The organism is Streptomyces sp. NBC_01232, from assembly GCF_035989885.1.
Taxonomy (GTDB): Bacteria; Actinomycetota; Actinomycetes; order Streptomycetales; family Streptomycetaceae; genus Streptomyces.
Window position 1 is genome coordinate 4,934,565 of sequence record NZ_CP108518.1, and the last position, 14,583, is coordinate 4,949,147.

The window sequence follows — 14,583 nt, forward strand, 5'->3', positions numbered from 1 at the left end:
GTGCCCACAGGAGTCCGCGGTGGCGCGTGCGCCGCACACGCCCCGCTCACACCCCCCGCGCAACCGCCGCGGCCCGGCGGTCGGTGAGGACCGCCGGGCCGGCGTGGGGCAGAACCGCGCAAACGGGTCAGCGGTAGTTCACGTACTTACTGCTCGCGCCTCTGACCTGCACCCGACCCTTGAAAGGGGGTCTGACGTGCAGGAACTACTGCCAGTACTTGCCATCGTTTCTCAGCGTTATCCGTCACGTTGTGCCCCCGATGTGCCCTCTCGGGCCCGCGGGCCACCGAGGCTACCGCCCTCCACAGCTGTGGACACAGCGGCGCCGCCCGGTGGTTGCACACCGAACGGCGCCTTGATCCGAACTTCCTTCGCATCAAGGAGTCCAGACCCATGTCAGAAGCTACACGCAGGCCCGACGCGGACACCCGCGCCCTGCTCCAGCAGATCGCCGCACGCCTCACCGCCGAGCGGCCCCAGCACCCCATGCGCGACAGCCTCGTCGGCGCGCTCGCCCTCACCTTCGCCACACGCCGCCACGGCCACGGCACCGCCCGCGCCGCGGCCGCCGAGGAGAGGCTCCTCGCCCACGCGCCCGCCGTCGAGAAGGGCTGGACCCGCTCCCGGTACGCCGAGGCCCTCCGCGAGGCTGCGGGCGGTGCCCGATGACCAGCAGCCTGCTGCGTGACCCGGCACACGAGCTCCCCCCGGGCACACTCTCGCCCGACATCGCTCTCCAGCTCGCCCGCGAGGCGCTCGCCAAGCACGAGAACGCCAGCATCCGCGACCAGGTCGCCATGTACTTCGCGGCCAGCGACCTCCAGTACGCGCTGCGCAGCCTCATCGTCGCCCTCGACGCCGAGGCCAGCCGATGACCGGGGCCCGCACGGTCACCGTGCCCACCCTCGACCACGGCCCGATCACCATCCCCGAACCCGACTGGTGCCTCGGCCACGACGGGCCGCCGGACGTCCTCGCCGACGTCCACCACGCAGGGCCCGAGCACCTCGTCCGGTACGGCGGCGGGATCGCCCTGCGCGCCGAGTTGGTCGCCTTCCCGTACGGCGAGATCCCGGTACCGGTCAGCGTCCACCTCGAATTGGAGGTACCGGACGTCACCCTCGACCCGCCCGGCCTCGAGGGCCTGGCCGAGGTCCTCGTCGAGCAGGCGGCCGAGCTCCGTCGGCTGGCGCTGCGCCTGGCCGTGCTCCGCGCGGGAGGTGCGTGGTGACGACTCCTACGGCTGTCGCAGAGCGGCGCGTCAGGGTGCGCCGGCTGGCGCAGGGTGGCGCATCCTCCCGCGAAATCGCGGAGCAAGTTGGCTGCTCGAAGGACACCGTGCTCCGCGACCTCGCCCAGCCCGACCCCACCGTCGCGTCACGCGCCGCACTGCGGGCGGAGAAGCTGGCGCACGCCGAGGAAGCTGTGCGCCAGGCCGTTTCGGCAGCTCAGGCGGTGGTTGGCGCACGGCCGTCGCATCAGATCACCGACGATGCGACAGCGCGCCGCTGGTGTGGCGCACTCCGGGCGGCGGCCGACGCACTCGCGGCGCAGGCCGACGCATTCGCTGAGTACTGGCCCTGCGCCACCGGCTGACTGGCGCACGCGCCGTGCTCCTCGCCGTCTTCTTCGCCACGGCGACAGCGGCCAGTGCCGCGGGGCTCGTCCTCGCGGCACCGGCCCGCGCGCGTGGCCTCTACGCCGTCCCGGTGCTCGGCACCGCCGCGTTCATCCTTCTCCTCGCCGCGCTCGGCGCGGCCCTTGTCCGATAGAGGACCCCGTGAACCTGCCTACCTACTCCGTCGTCTCCCTCGGCGGCGTCACCGTCGGCCTGTCTCTCCTCGGCTGGACCCTCGCCCGCTGGTGGGTCAGCCACAAGAAGAAGAACCTGAAGGCCGCACTGGCCCTGCTCCCCTTCACCCTCTGCGCCCTGTACGGAATGCTGCTGATCCTGTCCGCCGGCGGCCTGCTCGGCGGCGGCGCCGACTGGTCGCTGTGGGGCACCAGCGCGATCGGGAACGCGGCCCTCGCGTACGGGGTCGGCGGCGGCACCCCGGACGTGTCCCGCACCTCGCACCTCGTGCTCACCGACGGCGGCCACGCGGTCGTCATCATCGCCACCGTGGTCCTCGTCGCGGTCTGGACGGTCCGGCGCGGCTTCCGCTGGGACCTGTTCGGCGCGGTGATGTGCGGGATCAGCCTCGGCCTGTCCTCGGGTGTTGCCGGGCTCGCCGGATGGGTCCTGTCCCCGGTCGTGTCGACGCTTGGCGATGCCGTGGTCGGCCTGCTGTGAAGGGCCGGACAGCTGCCGCCGGCGCACGACTGGCACGCGGTACAGGGCTGCTGCTGGAGTCGCCCGCCGGATGGTTCGACGTCCCGACCGCAGGCGCGCTCCTCGTCCGCCTGGCCGTGCCCGTGGCCGGCCTGGCGTTGGCCGGGCGGGTGTTGGAGCGGGCGCCGCACCTGATCTTCGCGGTGCCCGTCCTGTGGCTGTGGGCCGCATGGTCGATGTCCGATACGTCCGCCACTCCCCCACCGCTCCCCGAAACCCCTTCCGGCGATGTTTATGCAGGTGAGGTGCTGCGCGTGGATCGCGTCGTGAGGGGTCCGGAAGGGGTTATGTGCACGATCCATGTAGTGCGCGAGGAGGTGAAGGGAGCATGATCCGGAGCCTGTTGACCTACCTCCGCGCGGAGTGCTGCGAGGCCTGCGGCTGGTGGATGAAGCCCTTCTGCGGGCACTGAGCGACGGGTTCTGCAACTGGTTGCACAAAGGGCCCCCGACGCGCACGAATCGCGTCGGGGGCCCAGTGCTGCCCGTCCGTGTTCCGCCGTGACCACGGACGGGCCAGGAGTTCAGCGGTCGGGGTCTACACGGGCGGGCGGCCGGGGGTCGGGGTGGGCGCCGGAGAGGGCAGCGGTGGGCCGGGGTCCGGCGGCAACTTGGGGCTTCCAGAGCCGTGCTTGCCCATCTTCAACTTCCTTCCGTTGAGTCCGTAGACACCGAGCGGGGGGAACAGGTCGACTCGGGCCGGGTAGCCCGCCTCGGCGCAGGGGATGCACAGCAGGTCCCTGCCGTGGCTGTGCTGGCTGGTGCGGGCCACTTCCACCAGATCCGTCCAGCAGGCCTCGCAGACAACGACGTCGGTCGGGGACGTCGCGAACTCGGTGGTGATCGTCACCACAGGTCCGGGGTGATGTCGTACCCGGCGGCTTCGATCGCGGCCGTGGTGCGGTCCAGCCAGCCGGACGCGGGAGCCACAGCCCCGGTGACCTCGGGCTGGTGGTGCACGATGGCGCCGAGCCGCGCGCACAGCTCGGCGTAGATCGCGGTGCAGGAGATCAGGGCATGCCAGCCGGCATCGACCGGGCCGGAGGGGACGAGGTCGGCGGTGCTGGTGGCTGCCGTGGCGACGAACTTCAAGGCCTCGACTACCCGCTGCTCTGCGGCGACCCAGCCCAGCTCGGGGTGTCGGCGGGCGAGGGTGGCCGTGACGATCGTGAAGTCGTCGGCCGAGAGAAGGTCACGGACCCCGGGCCGGGAGGGCGCGATGAGGGTGGCGCCGACGGCAGGCGTCGGGGTCTCTCCCTTGCCGGTGCTGCACGGCGGTACGGGCGGAGTGGACATGGCGTCTCCTTCGATGAGGGAGTGCACGGTCAGCGGGTGCCGATGACGATGGCGGCCAGGAGCGCGACGAGGATGACCACGTAGAGGGCCTGGCGCTGGAGCTCGGTCACCGCTCGGCCAGCACGCGGCGGAAGGACCTCACGGTGCGCGCCAGAGCCCTTGCGTGGTTCCAGTTGCCCACGGGGCTGTCGGTCGGCCCTTCGGCCGTAAGGCGGTGCCAGTCGCCCAGTGCGGCCGCGGCTTCCTGGCGCCCGGCGACGTGCACGAGGAGCGAATCCCCGTGGCGCAGCAGGTCGTCGACGAGCAGAGCGATCGCGCGCTCGTCGGGCTTCTGGTTGTACGGGACGAGGGCTCTCGCTACGAGGGCGCTGCCCGTGTCCGACCCGGTCTGCATGCCGGTGCTCCTACCGTCGTCAGCGGATGGTGCATCAGAGCGTGACGAGGGCGGCAGCACGGCCGCCACGAATGTGCACCAATGTTCACCACGTGACCCGATTCGGACGACCTGCCCCACACCCCCTTGACCGCCCAACCTGCGGCCATGACTGTGGTGTTCATCCGTGCACAACCCGAGCGACGGAGGACACCATGGCGCTACGTTTCGTAGGCATCGACCCGAACAGCAGCGACGGCGAGAGCCCCACCGTGTGGGTCGACGAGGAGCACCAGGAGCTCGTACTCCAGGGGTGGAAGCCCAGCCCTGAGCTGGAGGCCGAGTGCGCGGCCCTGGAGCTCCCCGGGCACGGCGCCGGCATCCCGGAAGGCGAGGCCGTGGTGCGGATCCCCGCGCGCATGGTGCACATGATCAGGGAGGCCTGCGATGCCCTTGAACGTCCCTAGCTGGCCCGACCTCCTCGGCTCCGCTGAGCACTCAGTCGTCCACCTGGAGACTCGCGACGCGTACGCGGTCGACTACGAGACCGGCCCGTTCGCGGACTGGCGCGCCGGCCACCGCCACGACCCAGCCGACCCGGCGGCGTGGTGGCGGCCCTGGCTCGACCTCATCTCGGCCACCGTCGCCCGAGGTGTCACCGTGCGACGGGCCCGTATCGTCTCGGAGCCTGTCAGCGAGTACACCCGGTTCCTGTACGACGGGACGTTCACGAACGTCTCCGCTGGTGAAGACGTGCGCTGGCTACCTCGGCGGCGAGCCAGTGACATCGCCGTGCCCGGCAATGACTTCTGGCTCATCGACGGGCGCCTCATCCGTTGGAACCACTTCACCGGGGACGGGGCGTCAGCCGGCGGCGAGATGAGCGAGGACCCGACGGCGGCCAAGCTGTGCACGGACGCCTTCGAAGCCGTCTGGGCACGGGCGGTCCCGCACGACAGCTACGAGATCAGGTAGGCGGAGCCCAGCTCATGCCCGTATCCCCGTCATCCGCGGCGCAGGCCGCCCGCCGCAGCGTGGCTCACCGCCTGCGTGAGCTGCGCGCGGAGGCGGGTCTCAGCGGCAGCGAGCTGGGCACCCGCTGCGGCTGGACGCACTCCAAGTCCTCCCGCATCGAGAACGCCCGCACGCCGCCGACCCCGGACGACATCCGCCGGTGGTGCGAGGCCTGCGGCGCCGACGGCCAGGCCCGCGACATCATCGCCCAGTCGCAGAACGCCGAGTCGCTCTACACGGAGTGGCGGCGCCGGGCCCGCAGCGGCCTCAAGCAGTTGCAGCACAGCTACGTCCCGCTGTTCCGGTCCACCCGCCTGTTCCGTGTCTACTCCGCGACGCTGCTGCCGCACTTCGTCCAGACGGAGGGCTACGCCGCCGGCCTGCTTACGGCGATCAGCGAGTTCCGGGAAATCCCCAACGACGTCGCCGAGGCGGTCGCTGCCAGGATGGAGCGGAACCGGATCCTGCGCGAGCCGGGCCGCCGATACGTCCTCCTTGTCGAGGAGACCGCACTCCGTCATCAGCTGGCGGACGCCGAGGCCATGGCGGCCCAGCTCGGCTACCTGATGACCGTGGGCGCGATGCCCACGGTCAGCCTCGGCATCATCCCCATGGGCACCCCGCAGCGCGCCCAGTGGCCGCTGGAGACGTTCCACATGTACGACGACACCCTCGTGTCCGTCGAGCTCCTGTCGGCCCGCGTCACGGTCACGCAGCCGAGCGAGATCGCCCTCTACGAGAAGGCGTTCGCGGCGCTCCAGCAGACGGCGGTGTACGGAGCCGAGGCCCGAGCGCTGGTCATGGAAGCCGTTGCCGTGCTCCGGTGAGCGCACAACGGTTCCATCCCCGCAGGGGTCCGGTAGCACGCTACGGCTTCGGCGGCACCCTCAACCGCACCGGATCGTCAAGGCCATCCCATGTGAACTCAAGGTGGGCAGGAATTAGCGATGAGATCGACCCGAAGAGCACAAAGGGGTGCACGGCTCCGAGCCCCAGGGAGAGGCCCTCAGGGAACTCTGGAGGGCGGAAATCGAAGGCAGTCAGCAGGCGCACGTTGAGTGCGGGGGCCGTTCCTATATTGATCAGGTGCCACGTATTCCCGCGATGGTGTTGCAGGTCGAGCACCACCCGCGGACGGCGAGCCTCTTCCTCCGCGGCCCGCCTGGCGGACGCGTCGTCTCGCTGCAAGGCCAGAGCTTCCTCAGCCGCACTGGCTGAACGAACAGCACCGTCCGCCGACTTTCGAGCCTCCGTAACAGAAGCCTCCGCCGCATCGGCCGCCCGCACTGTAGCTGCGGCTGACCGCCGGCTGTCGCCGCGGGCCTTCAAGCTCACGACGAAGGCGCCTCCGGCCAACGCGAACGCGGCCCATGAAGCCACGTCTCCCCACTCTGTTCCGCTCATGGCGTGACGATAGGGCAGCGGCGCAAGATACGGCAGTGGCGACGGCAGAACAGGACGCCCCCCGCGTCCTATACAGCTGGGGGAAGATCCTCAGGGAGGACGTAGTTACCGAAGCCGTGCACCTGCCAATACCCGCTCGCAGGCCGCCACTGGAGCGTGATGGCGTGACCGCCCATGACGACAGAACCATCGACGCGGACCGTCTGGTCCGGATCCGGCATCGTCACCACCTTTGCGTAGCGGACGCCCGGCTCGCCTGTCACCGGCGGATCTGCTCGCGTGGCCAGTCCGTGGTCTCCGATCATCTCGCGCACTTCGGAGAAGTCTCCCCAAGCACCCCAAGATTCAGGCGTGCAGACCAACTTCAGTGTAGGCAAATCCGGCCCGCCCTCGGCGAGCACAGCGTTGTAGAAAACGACGGCCGAGGACATGGGATTTCGCGGATCCGTGAGGTCTCCAGCGTCCGCGCCCGCTGCAGCAGCATCATCCGCAGGGACCACGCCGCTACCGCTGGGCCGGTCTTCTTCTGGTAGTTCCCTCATGGCGTGACGATATGGGCAAACCCACTTAGCGGAATAGGCCTACGGCAAAAAATGCCCGGCCCATCGTGCGACAGGCCGGGCAGGTGAAACGGAACGGCGGAACTACGCAGCGCGCCGCAGCAGCAGCTCTACCTGACGCTGGTAGCCGGTGGCCGCGGTCCTGCGGCGCAGCATCACAGCCGCCTGCCGGCCGGTCATCCGCTTCGCGCCCGGCGCTCCCTGCCGCTCCTGGTAGCGGCGCACGGCCACCTCCAGGTTTCCGGCCTCGGCCAGCTCCCGAACCTCCTCCAGGTCCATGCCCGCGCCTGCGGCCAGCGACTTGAAGGGTGTGCCCATCTCAACGCTCATCGTTCGCTCCTCTGGGGGTGTGTTCGGCGGCGGCTTCACCGGCGCCTGGCTGGTAGGGGCCGCCTCGGCGTTCGCCGCTCGCCGCTCGCCTCGGCACGCCTGGCACATGCGCTCGCCCGGGGGCAGCGACTTCGTTGCGGTCCACAGCAGGCGCCCGCAGGTACCTGCACACGGGACATCGGGGTAGTTCGGCATCGGGCCTCCTAGATCAAGCGGGATGGTGTGGCTTCGGGCGCTCACTCGGGCTCCGCCAAGTGCCTCATCCACTCCTCCTGGTCGCCATCGAGCAGCACCTCCATCAGCTCCCGCAGCGCGCGCACCGCAGCCACGCCAGCCGTGCCACCGGCCTCCGCCGTGCGCGCCAGGTTCAGCGCCATCTCCCGCTCGACGTCCGAATTACCGATGTCCGCATACGCCGCGCGGACCACCCCGACGAGCGGCCCGTCCGCCACCGGGCCAGCCCCGTCGAGGTAGGCGCGGATCGCCGCGACCGCCAGCCCGGACATCGATGTCCGGTGTTCGGCCGCCACGTGCTCCAACTGGTCGCGCAGCTCGGGCGGGACCCGGAGAGAAAGCGTCATCGTGGCCGCCATCGCGGGCCTCCAATCGGTCGTGTGACATCTAGATTCGCCGGAGACGGAACTGAAAAAGCTGGGCGCGGGGCTTTGGCGATGATCTTGCAAAAGAAATCGGACGTCTCGCTGACCTGCGGTGATGATTTATTTGGGGAGATCGATCGGGCGACCCCGCGCCCAATCCCCCGCGTCTCTCCCCGTGAAATCTCACGGCCACTGGGCGAGGCCTTCCTTGCGGAGGTCTGCGGCGGCGGCCGGGTCGACGAGGGCGAGCGCGTCGGCGAAGAGGACGGGCCACCAGGTCGGGCCGCCGGGGGTGGTGAGGACGAACACGTCCTCGCGTTGGGCGCCTTCGGGCTGGCGGTCGATCGCCGCCATCACGTCGCGCCGGGGAACGGTCTTGGCGACGACGATGACCGCGGCCACGTCGAGGATGCGGCCGGCGAGGCGGACGGCGCCGGGGCGTTCGGTGCGGAGGACGGTGGGGCTGCCGTTGTCGACGTAGGCCATCCAGCTGGGGATGTCCTCCAAGTTCTGCATCAGCCGGCCGAGGGTGTCGGGCGGGCTGGTGATCAGGTAGTGGTCCTGCGCGTCGAGGTGCGCTGCGATGCGCTCCAGCGCGTTGGGGCGGGGGATGAGTTCGTGGGTGCTGGTGAAGTTCATGTGGCGCTCCAGACGGGGTTTGTCTCGGCTCTCGTCTCACGTCTCACCCTTAAGGGGGGTGAGACGAGACGAGACTTCTCGCGAGTGGTTGAGACGGCGTGAGACGCGTGAGACTTTCGGGCCTAGGGCGACTCCCTCGCCGCTGCGGGAAGTGCGTAGATCGGCCGCTTCTCGGTGCCGATATTGCGGAGCGATCCCCTGTTGACCAGGGAGTTCAGTGCGCGGTACACCGAGGCCTTCGGGACGTCGGTCACGGCCATGAGGTTCGTCGCGGTCGCGCTGGTTGTCTCAAACGAGTCCCGCATGGCGGCGAGGATGATCTCTTCGTTCTTGGTCATCTCGTCGCCGCTGGGCATCATGCTGCGGGCGGTGAGAACGACGGACTGCCCGACCGGCGTGAGGCGCAGCCACACCGTCTCGAAGGCGTCCTCGTCCTTCTGCTTGTCGCTGTGCACCTCGACGTACTCGCCGTCCTTGGTGACCTTGACGATGCTGGTGGCGGCGCCCTCGAAGGCGCTGGCGCCGCGCATGTCGAGGCCGTTCTTCCCGGAGTGGTGGACCATCAGCACGCAGGCGCCGCAGGCCTGCCGGATCTGATCCGCGGCGTCCACGACCTTGGACATCTCGCCGTTGCTGTTCTCGTCCGCGCCCACGGTCACCCGAGCCTGCGTGTCGATGATGACCAGGGCCGGGGCCATCTCCTTGATGAGGGCGACGAGGGCCTGGCGGTCGATGCCGTTGAGCAGCTGCACGGCCATCGGCAGGAAGGTGACGTTCTTCATGGGCAGCCGGAAGGCTTCCTCCCATGCCCGGACGCGCTTCCTGATGCCCGAGGCGCCCTCGGCGACGAGGTAGAGCACGGGGCCCGTCGAGACGCCCCGGAACTGCCACGGCAGGCCGCTGCCGATGCACCCGGCCCAGTCGAGGGCGACGAACGACTTTGCGGAGCCGGGCTTGCCGTACAGCCAGGCGAGGGAGTCCATGTACAGCACGCCGTCGATGAGCGGTACGGGGTCGGCGATGCCGTCGAGGCCGGCCGAGTCGACGAGTACGGCCCGCAGCTCGGCCAGGCGGGCCTGCACGGGGTTCGCGCTCGGCTGCTCGTCCTGCTGCGGGCCCTCGGCTGGGTTGGTGGGGGCGGCCGTCTCTGCGCGGGGCTCGGGCACGAGCAGCCCGGTGAAGTCGTTGCGGGTGTCCGCGCGGGCCACCGGCGGCCACGGGTTTCGGGGCTGTGCCATGCCGGCGCGGAGCCCGGATTCGATGGTGGCGAGCGCGCGGCCCTCGGGGTGGTTGCCCGCGCGGGCCGCGGCGAGGAGGTCCTCGCGCGCCTCGCCCTCGGTGAGCGCTCCGGCGCCGACGAGGGTGCCGAGGCTGAACGCGGCCGTGTTGATGGCGTTGTTCTGCTCGCCGTTGACGGCGCGGGTGATCGCGTCGCACTCCGCCTGCACGACCCTGCGGGTGTACGCGTCGTGCCGGTCGCTCGGGATGACGATGTCCTTCGCGGGCCCGGCCGGGGCAGAGACGCGCGCCTGGAGCGCTTCGAGGAGCCAGGCTGGCGCCATGACGGGCGGCTGCTCGTAGTCCTCCAGCGTGTAGACGACGCCGGTCGCGTGGACGGAGCCGAGGGCGATGACGTACGCGTTCCCGGCGCGCACGTCCCCGTCGAACTTGCCCTTCAAGGCGCCGAGCCCGTTGCCGAGCTTGGCCTCGGCCGGGGCCCAGTAGTAGTCGTGGTGACCTTTCGCGGTGTGCACGCGCATGGTGGGCGCGTGCGGGTGGCCGAGCGCGGCGGCGGTGTCCTCCAGGGCGCCGGGCCGGTCGCTGTCCATGACGAGGAGCTGCTCGCCGTTGGGGCCGAGGCAGCCGCCCACGTAGACGCCGACGTTGCGCGGCGCCCCGCTGAACAGTTGCCGCACCTGCTGCTCGTCGCGGCGCGTGGCCCGGGTGAACGGCTCCGCGGGGTGCTTGCCGCGGTCGATGCAGGTATCCGGGTCGTGGCCGTGGCCGATGCCCGCGCAGCGCTCCGCGCCCGGGTGGTCCGCGGCGAACACCACGAACTCCCGCTCGGCGAGCCACAGCGCTCCGGCGAGGGGGGTCTCTACCGGGGTGCGCTGCTCGGTGGCGTGCATGGTCAACGTGCTGTCTCCGTCTTGTCCGTCGCGACGTGCTCGGCGAGAGCGAGGACGTCGGCGACCCAGCGGCGGGCGGCGGCGCGGGCGCTGGTGGCGCTCGGCTGCTCTTCGAGGCTGGCTCTGATCGATCCGAGGGTGAGCTCCCGGCGGGCCCGCTCGCGGCGGGCCTGGACGAGGAGCTCCTCGGTGTAGGGGCACCGGGGCCATTCGCCTCCGGGGATCCCGGGAGACCCCGGCGCCAGGACGGCGCCGGGGGTCCGGGTGGAGGTGCGGGAGGTCACCGACCGGCCTCGGCGTCGATGGCCTTGATGCGGGCGTCGATCGCGGCCATGTAGGCGGCCTTGGCCTCCTCGTCGGCGGGGAAGTCGTCCCGGGAGACGATGGCGAGCTGGTCCCGGAGCGCCCGCAGCTGCGGGAGGAAGGCCTCCATGGCCGCGATGAATCGGTCGGCACCCGCGACGTCCAGTTCGAGGCTGTCGTGCCCGTAGTCGAGCCAGATCTGCGACTCGATGCCGAAGACGGCGGCCTCCGCCCTCGTCTGGGTGACGCGGGCCTCGAAGAGGCTGTCGGGGGCCTCGTCGGGGAGGGCGTTGACGCCCGGGACGGGGGCGATGGCCTTGACGATGGAGCCCTGGTGCCATCCGGGCTGGCCGTCGGCGCCGGCGTGGTCGAGGGTGCACCACGGGGTGCAGTCGTAGAGGGCGATCCAGTCGCCGCCGCGCTCGGCAGCGGTGATGGGTCCGGCGGCCGGGGGCGCGACCGGCGCGAGGTCGACGAGGAGGGGATGCACCCTCCCGGTCGGCGCGGTGGCCGCGGCGAGCGCACTAGCGATGTTGGTGGCGGTCGTGGCAGTCTTCATCTGAAGCTCCTCGACGGCCGCGCATATGGGATTGCGACTCCCGCGCGGCCGTTCGGCTGTTCTGGATTGGGACGGCGGTGCTTCAGGCCCCCGGCGACAGGTGTTGACGCACCTGCTGGGGGCCGTTTTCATGCGGCGATCGTCTGGGTGTCGAGCCAGGCCTCTACGTCCGCCCAACGGGCGCGGAGGTGCCTGCCGACCTTGATGAACTTCGGGCCGCTACCGCGGCTGGACCACTGGTAGACGGTGGCGAGCGGGACGCCGCAGTACTCGGCGACGTCCTGCGCCGTAGCCAGCGGGCGGCGGGACGAGGGTGCGATGGGACGGGTGTTGGGCTTCACACGACGCTCCTGGTCGTAGATTCGACGAACGGGCTCGCCTTATCGACGCATGCCACAGCTTGCCGCGCCTACTTGCCACTCGTCAAGACGCCGCGTACATTCGTCGTTATGACGAGTCCAACGACTGTGAGCGACGTCGTCGCCGAGCGCGTGAAAGAAGTCCGCAAGAGGCGCGGACTAACCGCCGTTCAGCTCGCCGAGCGCTGCGCTGCGATCGGCGTTCCGGAATTGACGCCGCAATCCGTCTCGAACATCGAGACCGGACGCCGCGACAAGGCCGGCACCCGGCGGCGGTACGTGACCGTGGACGAGCTCGTCGCCCTGGCGGTGGCGCTCGAGGTGGCTCCCGTGCACCTGCTGGTTCCGCCGCACCCGTCCCCACGCTGGGACGGGGGGCAGAACGATCCCAACGACGAGGCTGCGTACCGGCTTACGCCCACGCGGACCGAGCCGTCGTTCATGGTCCGCCGTTTCGTCAGAGGCGAGACGCCGTTGCCGGGCATGGACGAGAGGGCGTTCTACTCCGAGATTCCTCCTCAGGAGTTCGCCCCCCTGCTCGGGAAGGACGGCCCTCGTGGCGCAGGTCTATGACCGGTGGCATCTCTCCCGCCCCCGCCACGGCGCGGACCCGTGCGCCGAGCACTCCAGTAAGACCCGCGTGCTCGTGGCCAGCAAGGACCACGGCAAGGGGAAGCGGTGGCAGGTCCGTTGGCGGGACGCGGCCGGCGAGCAGCAGAAGGAGAACTTCACCAAGCGCAGCCAGGCCGACACCCGCGCCGCGACCATCGAGGCCGACCTCGCCCGCGGGTTGTACGTCGACCCGGCGGCCGGCAAGGAAGGCTTTCAGGCGGTCGGTGAGCGCTGGCGTACCGGCGCGGTTCACCGGGACAGCACGGCGGAGCGCGTAGACCGGGCCCTGAGGCTGCACGTCTACCCGCTGCTCGGGAACAAGCCGATCGTGTCGATCCGGCCCTCGGAGATTCAGTCCTGGATCAAGAACCGCTCGCAGGTCCTCGCGCCGAGCACGCTGAAGGTGACCTACGCGTACGTCGTGACGATCTTCCACACGGCGGTGCGTGACCGGATCATCGCGATCAACCCCTGCGACGGGGTGCGCGTCCCCGACGTGCGCCGGCCGGAGGTGGTGCCGCTCCACCCGGACGCCGTGAAAGCTCTCGTGGCGGCGGTGCCCGCGTGGTACCAGGCGCTCACGCTGCTCGCCGCCGGCGCCGGTCCCCGCCAGGGCGAGGCCTTCGGGCTGGAGGTCGAGCACATCGACTTCCTGCGGCGCGAGATGAAGATCTGTCAGCAGCTCGTAGGGCCGGACAAGGGGGAGCCGTACCTCGGACCGCCGAAGACGCACGAGTCGTATCGGACCGTGCCGCTCGCGCGCGCGGTCGTGGACGGCCTGGCCGCCCACCTTGCGCGGTTTCCGGCCCGTGAGGTTGAGATCTGGGACCGGACCGACCCGCGCAAGCCGCGCACGCGCAAGGCCAAGCTGCTGTTCGTCAACGAGCAGCGCGAGGCGATCCGCCGCGGCGGCTGGTCGCACATCTGGGACGTGGCCACGCGCAACGCGAACGCGGCTCTCGCCGCTCAGCACGCGGCGGCCTCCGCGGCGTGGGTGGCCGCCGGCCGCCCGGAGGACAAGGAGCCTTCACCAGTCGAGGTCCCGGCCGGGACGACGATGCACGACCTGCGTCACTTCTACGCGTCGCTGCTGATCAAGCACCGCGAGAGCGTGAAGACGGTTCAGCGTCGGCTCGGCCACTCCAAGCCTTCGATCACACTCGACATCTACACCCATCTGTGGCCCGACGAGGAGGACACAACGCGCGCCGCTGTCGAGGCGGTCCTCGGCGATGTGCCCGCGTTGTGCCCTCCAGCGCAGGCTAAGTGAGATAGCAGCAGGTCAGCGGCGCATATCAGCGGTAGTTCACGAACTGGATCGCGAAGTCCAGGTCCTTGCCCTTGAGCAGCGCCTGGACCTCCTGGAGGTCGTCACGGCTCTTCGAGCTGACGCGCAGCTCCTCGCCCTGGACCTGGGCCTTGACGCCCTTGGGACCCTCGTCCCGGATGATCTTCGCGACCTTCTTGGCGTTCTCCTGGGAGATGCCCTCCTCGATGGTGGCGAAGATCTTGTACTCCTTGCCGGACAGCTGCGGCTCCCCGGCGTCCAGCGCCTTCAGCGAGATCCCGCGCTTGACCAGCTTGGTCTCGAAGACGTCGAGGACGGCCTTCACGCGCTCCTCGGAGTTCGCCTCCATCAGGATCTTCTCGCCGGACCAGGCGATCGTGGCGCCGGTGCCCTTGAAGTCGTAGCGCTGCGAGAGCTCCTTGGCGGACTGGTTGAGGGCGTTGTCGACCTCCTGCCGCTCGACCTTCGAGACGATGTCGAAACTGGAGTCGGCCATGTGCTGTGGCTCCTTGAAGTCGGTTGCGATCACCCCGGAGGGTGCGGCCGGACATGCCCGGACCGCTCGGCAAAGCCTAGCCACCGCGCCCACCCGCAGCGCTGATCAATCCGGTGGCGAAGCACCCCCGGTCATCGGGTATCGTTTACGTCGTTGCCAGGGAGCGCCGCCGCAAGGCGGAAAAAATGGCAGCGTCTCTTGGCGGTGTGCCCGAGTGGCCAAAGGGAGCAGACTGTAAATCTGCCGGCTCAGCCTACCCAGGTTCGAACCCTGGCGCCGCCACGCGAGTGG

Annotated in this window: 24 protein-coding genes and 1 tRNA gene; 12 read left to right on the plus strand and 13 right to left on the minus strand. The window is 70.2% G+C overall.

All coding sequences use genetic code 11. From position 1 onward, the window contains the following. Window positions 1-393 precede the first annotated feature (393 nt). From OG444_RS22830 to OG444_RS22855, 6 genes are read left to right on the plus strand one after another with little or no spacing between them, the layout of a single operon-like run. A complete protein-coding gene (locus tag OG444_RS22830) occupies window positions 394-669 on the plus strand; it encodes a hypothetical protein (RefSeq protein ID WP_327263937.1) in 276 nt (91 codons plus the stop codon). After that, complete coding sequence (locus OG444_RS22835; RefSeq protein WP_327263938.1) at window positions 666-875, plus strand: hypothetical protein; 210 nt, start codon at window positions 666-668, stop codon at window positions 873-875. The genes OG444_RS22830 and OG444_RS22835 overlap by 4 nt, the downstream gene beginning before the upstream one ends. Then, window positions 872-1,231, plus strand: a complete 360-nt coding sequence (locus OG444_RS22840) for a DUF6907 domain-containing protein (protein ID WP_327263939.1) — start codon at window positions 872-874, stop codon at window positions 1,229-1,231. Before OG444_RS22835 ends, OG444_RS22840 begins: the two co-directional genes overlap by 4 nt. Continuing rightward, window positions 1,228-1,596, plus strand: a complete 369-nt coding sequence (locus OG444_RS22845) for a hypothetical protein (protein ID WP_327263940.1) — start codon at window positions 1,228-1,230, stop codon at window positions 1,594-1,596. The genes OG444_RS22840 and OG444_RS22845 overlap by 4 nt, the downstream gene beginning before the upstream one ends. 14 nt (window positions 1,597-1,610) lie before the next feature. After that, window positions 1,611-1,772 carry a hypothetical protein gene (locus OG444_RS22850; protein WP_327263941.1) on the plus strand — a complete coding sequence of 54 codons (162 nt, stop codon included), beginning with the start codon at window positions 1,611-1,613 and terminating at the stop codon, window positions 1,770-1,772. A gap of 8 nt (window positions 1,773-1,780) precedes the next feature. Next, a complete protein-coding gene (locus tag OG444_RS22855) occupies window positions 1,781-2,293 on the plus strand; it encodes a hypothetical protein (protein WP_327263942.1) in 513 nt (170 codons plus the stop codon). Between the two features lie 576 nt (window positions 2,294-2,869). Here OG444_RS22855 and OG444_RS22860 read toward each other — a convergent pair. The 3 genes from OG444_RS22860 to OG444_RS22870 all read right to left on the minus strand — a co-directional run bounded on the left by OG444_RS22860 (window position 2,870) and on the right by OG444_RS22870 (window position 4,021). Then, window positions 2,870-3,181, minus strand: a complete 312-nt coding sequence (locus OG444_RS22860; RefSeq protein ID WP_327263943.1) for a hypothetical protein — start codon at window positions 3,179-3,181, stop codon at window positions 2,870-2,872. Then, complete coding sequence (locus OG444_RS22865; protein ID WP_327263944.1) at window positions 3,178-3,627, minus strand: hypothetical protein; 450 nt, start codon at window positions 3,625-3,627, stop codon at window positions 3,178-3,180. Before OG444_RS22865 ends, OG444_RS22860 begins: the two co-directional genes overlap by 4 nt. 106 nt (window positions 3,628-3,733) lie before the next feature. Further along, window positions 3,734-4,021 carry a DUF6415 family natural product biosynthesis protein gene (locus OG444_RS22870; protein ID WP_327263945.1) on the minus strand — a complete coding sequence of 96 codons (288 nt, stop codon included), beginning with the start codon at window positions 4,019-4,021 and terminating at the stop codon, window positions 3,734-3,736. A gap of 194 nt (window positions 4,022-4,215) precedes the next feature. On the opposite strand from OG444_RS22870, the gene OG444_RS22875 reads away from it, so the two are divergent. From OG444_RS22875 to OG444_RS22885, 3 genes are read left to right on the plus strand one after another with little or no spacing between them, the layout of a single operon-like run. Beyond that, a complete protein-coding gene (locus OG444_RS22875) occupies window positions 4,216-4,467 on the plus strand; it encodes a hypothetical protein (RefSeq protein WP_327263946.1) in 252 nt (83 codons plus the stop codon). Beyond that, complete coding sequence (locus OG444_RS22880) at window positions 4,448-4,975, plus strand: DUF6879 family protein (protein WP_327263947.1); 528 nt, start codon at window positions 4,448-4,450, stop codon at window positions 4,973-4,975. Before OG444_RS22875 ends, OG444_RS22880 begins: the two co-directional genes overlap by 20 nt. Window positions 4,976-4,989: 14 nt before the next feature. Further along, complete coding sequence (locus OG444_RS22885; protein ID WP_327263948.1) at window positions 4,990-5,841, plus strand: helix-turn-helix domain-containing protein; 852 nt, start codon at window positions 4,990-4,992, stop codon at window positions 5,839-5,841. 40 nt (window positions 5,842-5,881) lie between these two features. Here the strand turns inward: OG444_RS22885 and OG444_RS22890 are convergent, their stop codons facing one another. The 9 genes from OG444_RS22890 to OG444_RS22930 form a co-directional block, all read right to left on the minus strand. Next, window positions 5,882-6,418, minus strand: coding sequence for a hypothetical protein (locus tag OG444_RS22890; RefSeq protein WP_327263949.1), 537 nt, complete (start codon window positions 6,416-6,418; stop codon window positions 5,882-5,884). A gap of 68 nt (window positions 6,419-6,486) precedes the next feature. Next, the gene (locus OG444_RS22895) at window positions 6,487-6,849 is read right to left on the minus strand and encodes a hypothetical protein (RefSeq protein WP_327263950.1); all 363 of its coding nucleotides are present in this window, start codon (window positions 6,847-6,849) and stop codon (window positions 6,487-6,489) included. 213 nt (window positions 6,850-7,062) lie between these two features. After that, the gene (locus tag OG444_RS22900) at window positions 7,063-7,308 is read right to left on the minus strand and encodes a hypothetical protein (protein ID WP_327263951.1); all 246 of its coding nucleotides are present in this window, start codon (window positions 7,306-7,308) and stop codon (window positions 7,063-7,065) included. 236 nt (window positions 7,309-7,544) lie between these two features. Beyond that, window positions 7,545-7,889 (minus strand): hypothetical protein, encoded by a 345-nt coding sequence (locus OG444_RS22905; protein WP_327263952.1) that lies wholly within the window; start codon window positions 7,887-7,889, stop codon window positions 7,545-7,547. Between the two features lie 201 nt (window positions 7,890-8,090). After that, complete coding sequence (locus OG444_RS22910; RefSeq protein ID WP_327263953.1) at window positions 8,091-8,546, minus strand: hypothetical protein; 456 nt, start codon at window positions 8,544-8,546, stop codon at window positions 8,091-8,093. A gap of 122 nt (window positions 8,547-8,668) precedes the next feature. Then, window positions 8,669-10,675, minus strand: coding sequence for an AAA family ATPase (locus OG444_RS22915; protein WP_327266893.1), 2,007 nt, complete (start codon window positions 10,673-10,675; stop codon window positions 8,669-8,671). A 2-nt stretch (window positions 10,676-10,677) separates the two neighbouring features. After that, window positions 10,678-10,959, minus strand: coding sequence for a hypothetical protein (locus tag OG444_RS22920; RefSeq protein WP_327263954.1), 282 nt, complete (start codon window positions 10,957-10,959; stop codon window positions 10,678-10,680). Further along, window positions 10,956-11,537: a DUF6907 domain-containing protein gene (locus tag OG444_RS22925; RefSeq protein WP_327263955.1), complete on the minus strand. Its 582-nt coding sequence runs from the start codon at window positions 11,535-11,537 to the stop codon at window positions 10,956-10,958. The genes OG444_RS22920 and OG444_RS22925 overlap by 4 nt, the downstream gene beginning before the upstream one ends. Window positions 11,538-11,665: 128 nt before the next feature. After that, window positions 11,666-11,878 carry a helix-turn-helix transcriptional regulator gene (locus OG444_RS22930; protein ID WP_327263956.1) on the minus strand — a complete coding sequence of 71 codons (213 nt, stop codon included), beginning with the start codon at window positions 11,876-11,878 and terminating at the stop codon, window positions 11,666-11,668. 126 nt (window positions 11,879-12,004) lie between these two features. Here OG444_RS22930 and OG444_RS22935 point away from each other — a divergent pair, with 126 nt between their 5' ends. Further along, window positions 12,005-12,469 (plus strand): helix-turn-helix transcriptional regulator, encoded by a 465-nt coding sequence (locus OG444_RS22935; RefSeq protein ID WP_327263957.1) that lies wholly within the window; start codon window positions 12,005-12,007, stop codon window positions 12,467-12,469. After that, on the plus strand, window positions 12,453-13,778 hold the full coding sequence (locus tag OG444_RS22940; RefSeq protein ID WP_327263958.1) for a tyrosine-type recombinase/integrase: 1,326 nt from the start codon (window positions 12,453-12,455) through the stop codon (window positions 13,776-13,778). The genes OG444_RS22935 and OG444_RS22940 overlap by 17 nt, the downstream gene beginning before the upstream one ends. Window positions 13,779-13,803: 25 nt before the next feature. Here the strand turns inward: OG444_RS22940 and OG444_RS22945 are convergent, their stop codons facing one another. Next, a complete protein-coding gene (locus OG444_RS22945) occupies window positions 13,804-14,292 on the minus strand; it encodes a YajQ family cyclic di-GMP-binding protein (protein WP_243333311.1) in 489 nt (162 codons plus the stop codon). 200 nt (window positions 14,293-14,492) lie between these two features. Here OG444_RS22945 and OG444_RS22950 point away from each other — a divergent pair. Beyond that, window positions 14,493-14,574, plus strand: a tRNA-Tyr gene (locus OG444_RS22950). The last annotated feature ends 9 nt before the right edge of the window (window positions 14,575-14,583 follow it).

What these genes read in the sequence shown, in the direction of transcription:
- OG444_RS22885 (WP_327263948.1), top strand. Translation starts at nt 4,990, where the DNA reads ATGCCCGTATCCCCGTCATCCGCGGCGCAGGCCGCCCGCCGCAGCGTG.
- OG444_RS22890 (WP_327263949.1), bottom strand. Translation starts at nt 6,418, where the DNA reads ATGAGCGGAACAGAGTGGGGAGACGTGGCTTCATGGGCCGCGTTCGCG.
- OG444_RS22870 (WP_327263945.1), bottom strand. Translation starts at nt 4,021, where the DNA reads ATGCAGACCGGGTCGGACACGGGCAGCGCCCTCGTAGCGAGAGCCCTC.
- OG444_RS22840 (WP_327263939.1), top strand. Translation starts at nt 872, where the DNA reads ATGACCGGGGCCCGCACGGTCACCGTGCCCACCCTCGACCACGGCCCG.
- OG444_RS22905 (WP_327263952.1), bottom strand. Translation starts at nt 7,889, where the DNA reads ATGACGCTTTCTCTCCGGGTCCCGCCCGAGCTGCGCGACCAGTTGGAG.
- OG444_RS22835 (WP_327263938.1), top strand. Translation starts at nt 666, where the DNA reads ATGACCAGCAGCCTGCTGCGTGACCCGGCACACGAGCTCCCCCCGGGC.
- OG444_RS22875 (WP_327263946.1), top strand. Translation starts at nt 4,216, where the DNA reads ATGGCGCTACGTTTCGTAGGCATCGACCCGAACAGCAGCGACGGCGAG.
- OG444_RS22945 (WP_243333311.1), bottom strand. Translation starts at nt 14,292, where the DNA reads ATGGCCGACTCCAGTTTCGACATCGTCTCGAAGGTCGAGCGGCAGGAG.
- OG444_RS22830 (WP_327263937.1), top strand. Translation starts at nt 394, where the DNA reads ATGTCAGAAGCTACACGCAGGCCCGACGCGGACACCCGCGCCCTGCTC.
- OG444_RS22895 (WP_327263950.1), bottom strand. Translation starts at nt 6,849, where the DNA reads ATGTCCTCGGCCGTCGTTTTCTACAACGCTGTGCTCGCCGAGGGCGGG.
- OG444_RS22880 (WP_327263947.1), top strand. Translation starts at nt 4,448, where the DNA reads ATGCCCTTGAACGTCCCTAGCTGGCCCGACCTCCTCGGCTCCGCTGAG.
- OG444_RS22915 (WP_327266893.1), bottom strand. Translation starts at nt 10,675, where the DNA reads ATGCACGCCACCGAGCAGCGCACCCCGGTAGAGACCCCCCTCGCCGGA.
- OG444_RS22910 (WP_327263953.1), bottom strand. Translation starts at nt 8,546, where the DNA reads ATGAACTTCACCAGCACCCACGAACTCATCCCCCGCCCCAACGCGCTG.
- OG444_RS22925 (WP_327263955.1), bottom strand. Translation starts at nt 11,537, where the DNA reads ATGAAGACTGCCACGACCGCCACCAACATCGCTAGTGCGCTCGCCGCG.
- OG444_RS22865 (WP_327263944.1), bottom strand. Translation starts at nt 3,627, where the DNA reads ATGTCCACTCCGCCCGTACCGCCGTGCAGCACCGGCAAGGGAGAGACC.
- OG444_RS22900 (WP_327263951.1), bottom strand. Translation starts at nt 7,308, where the DNA reads ATGAGCGTTGAGATGGGCACACCCTTCAAGTCGCTGGCCGCAGGCGCG.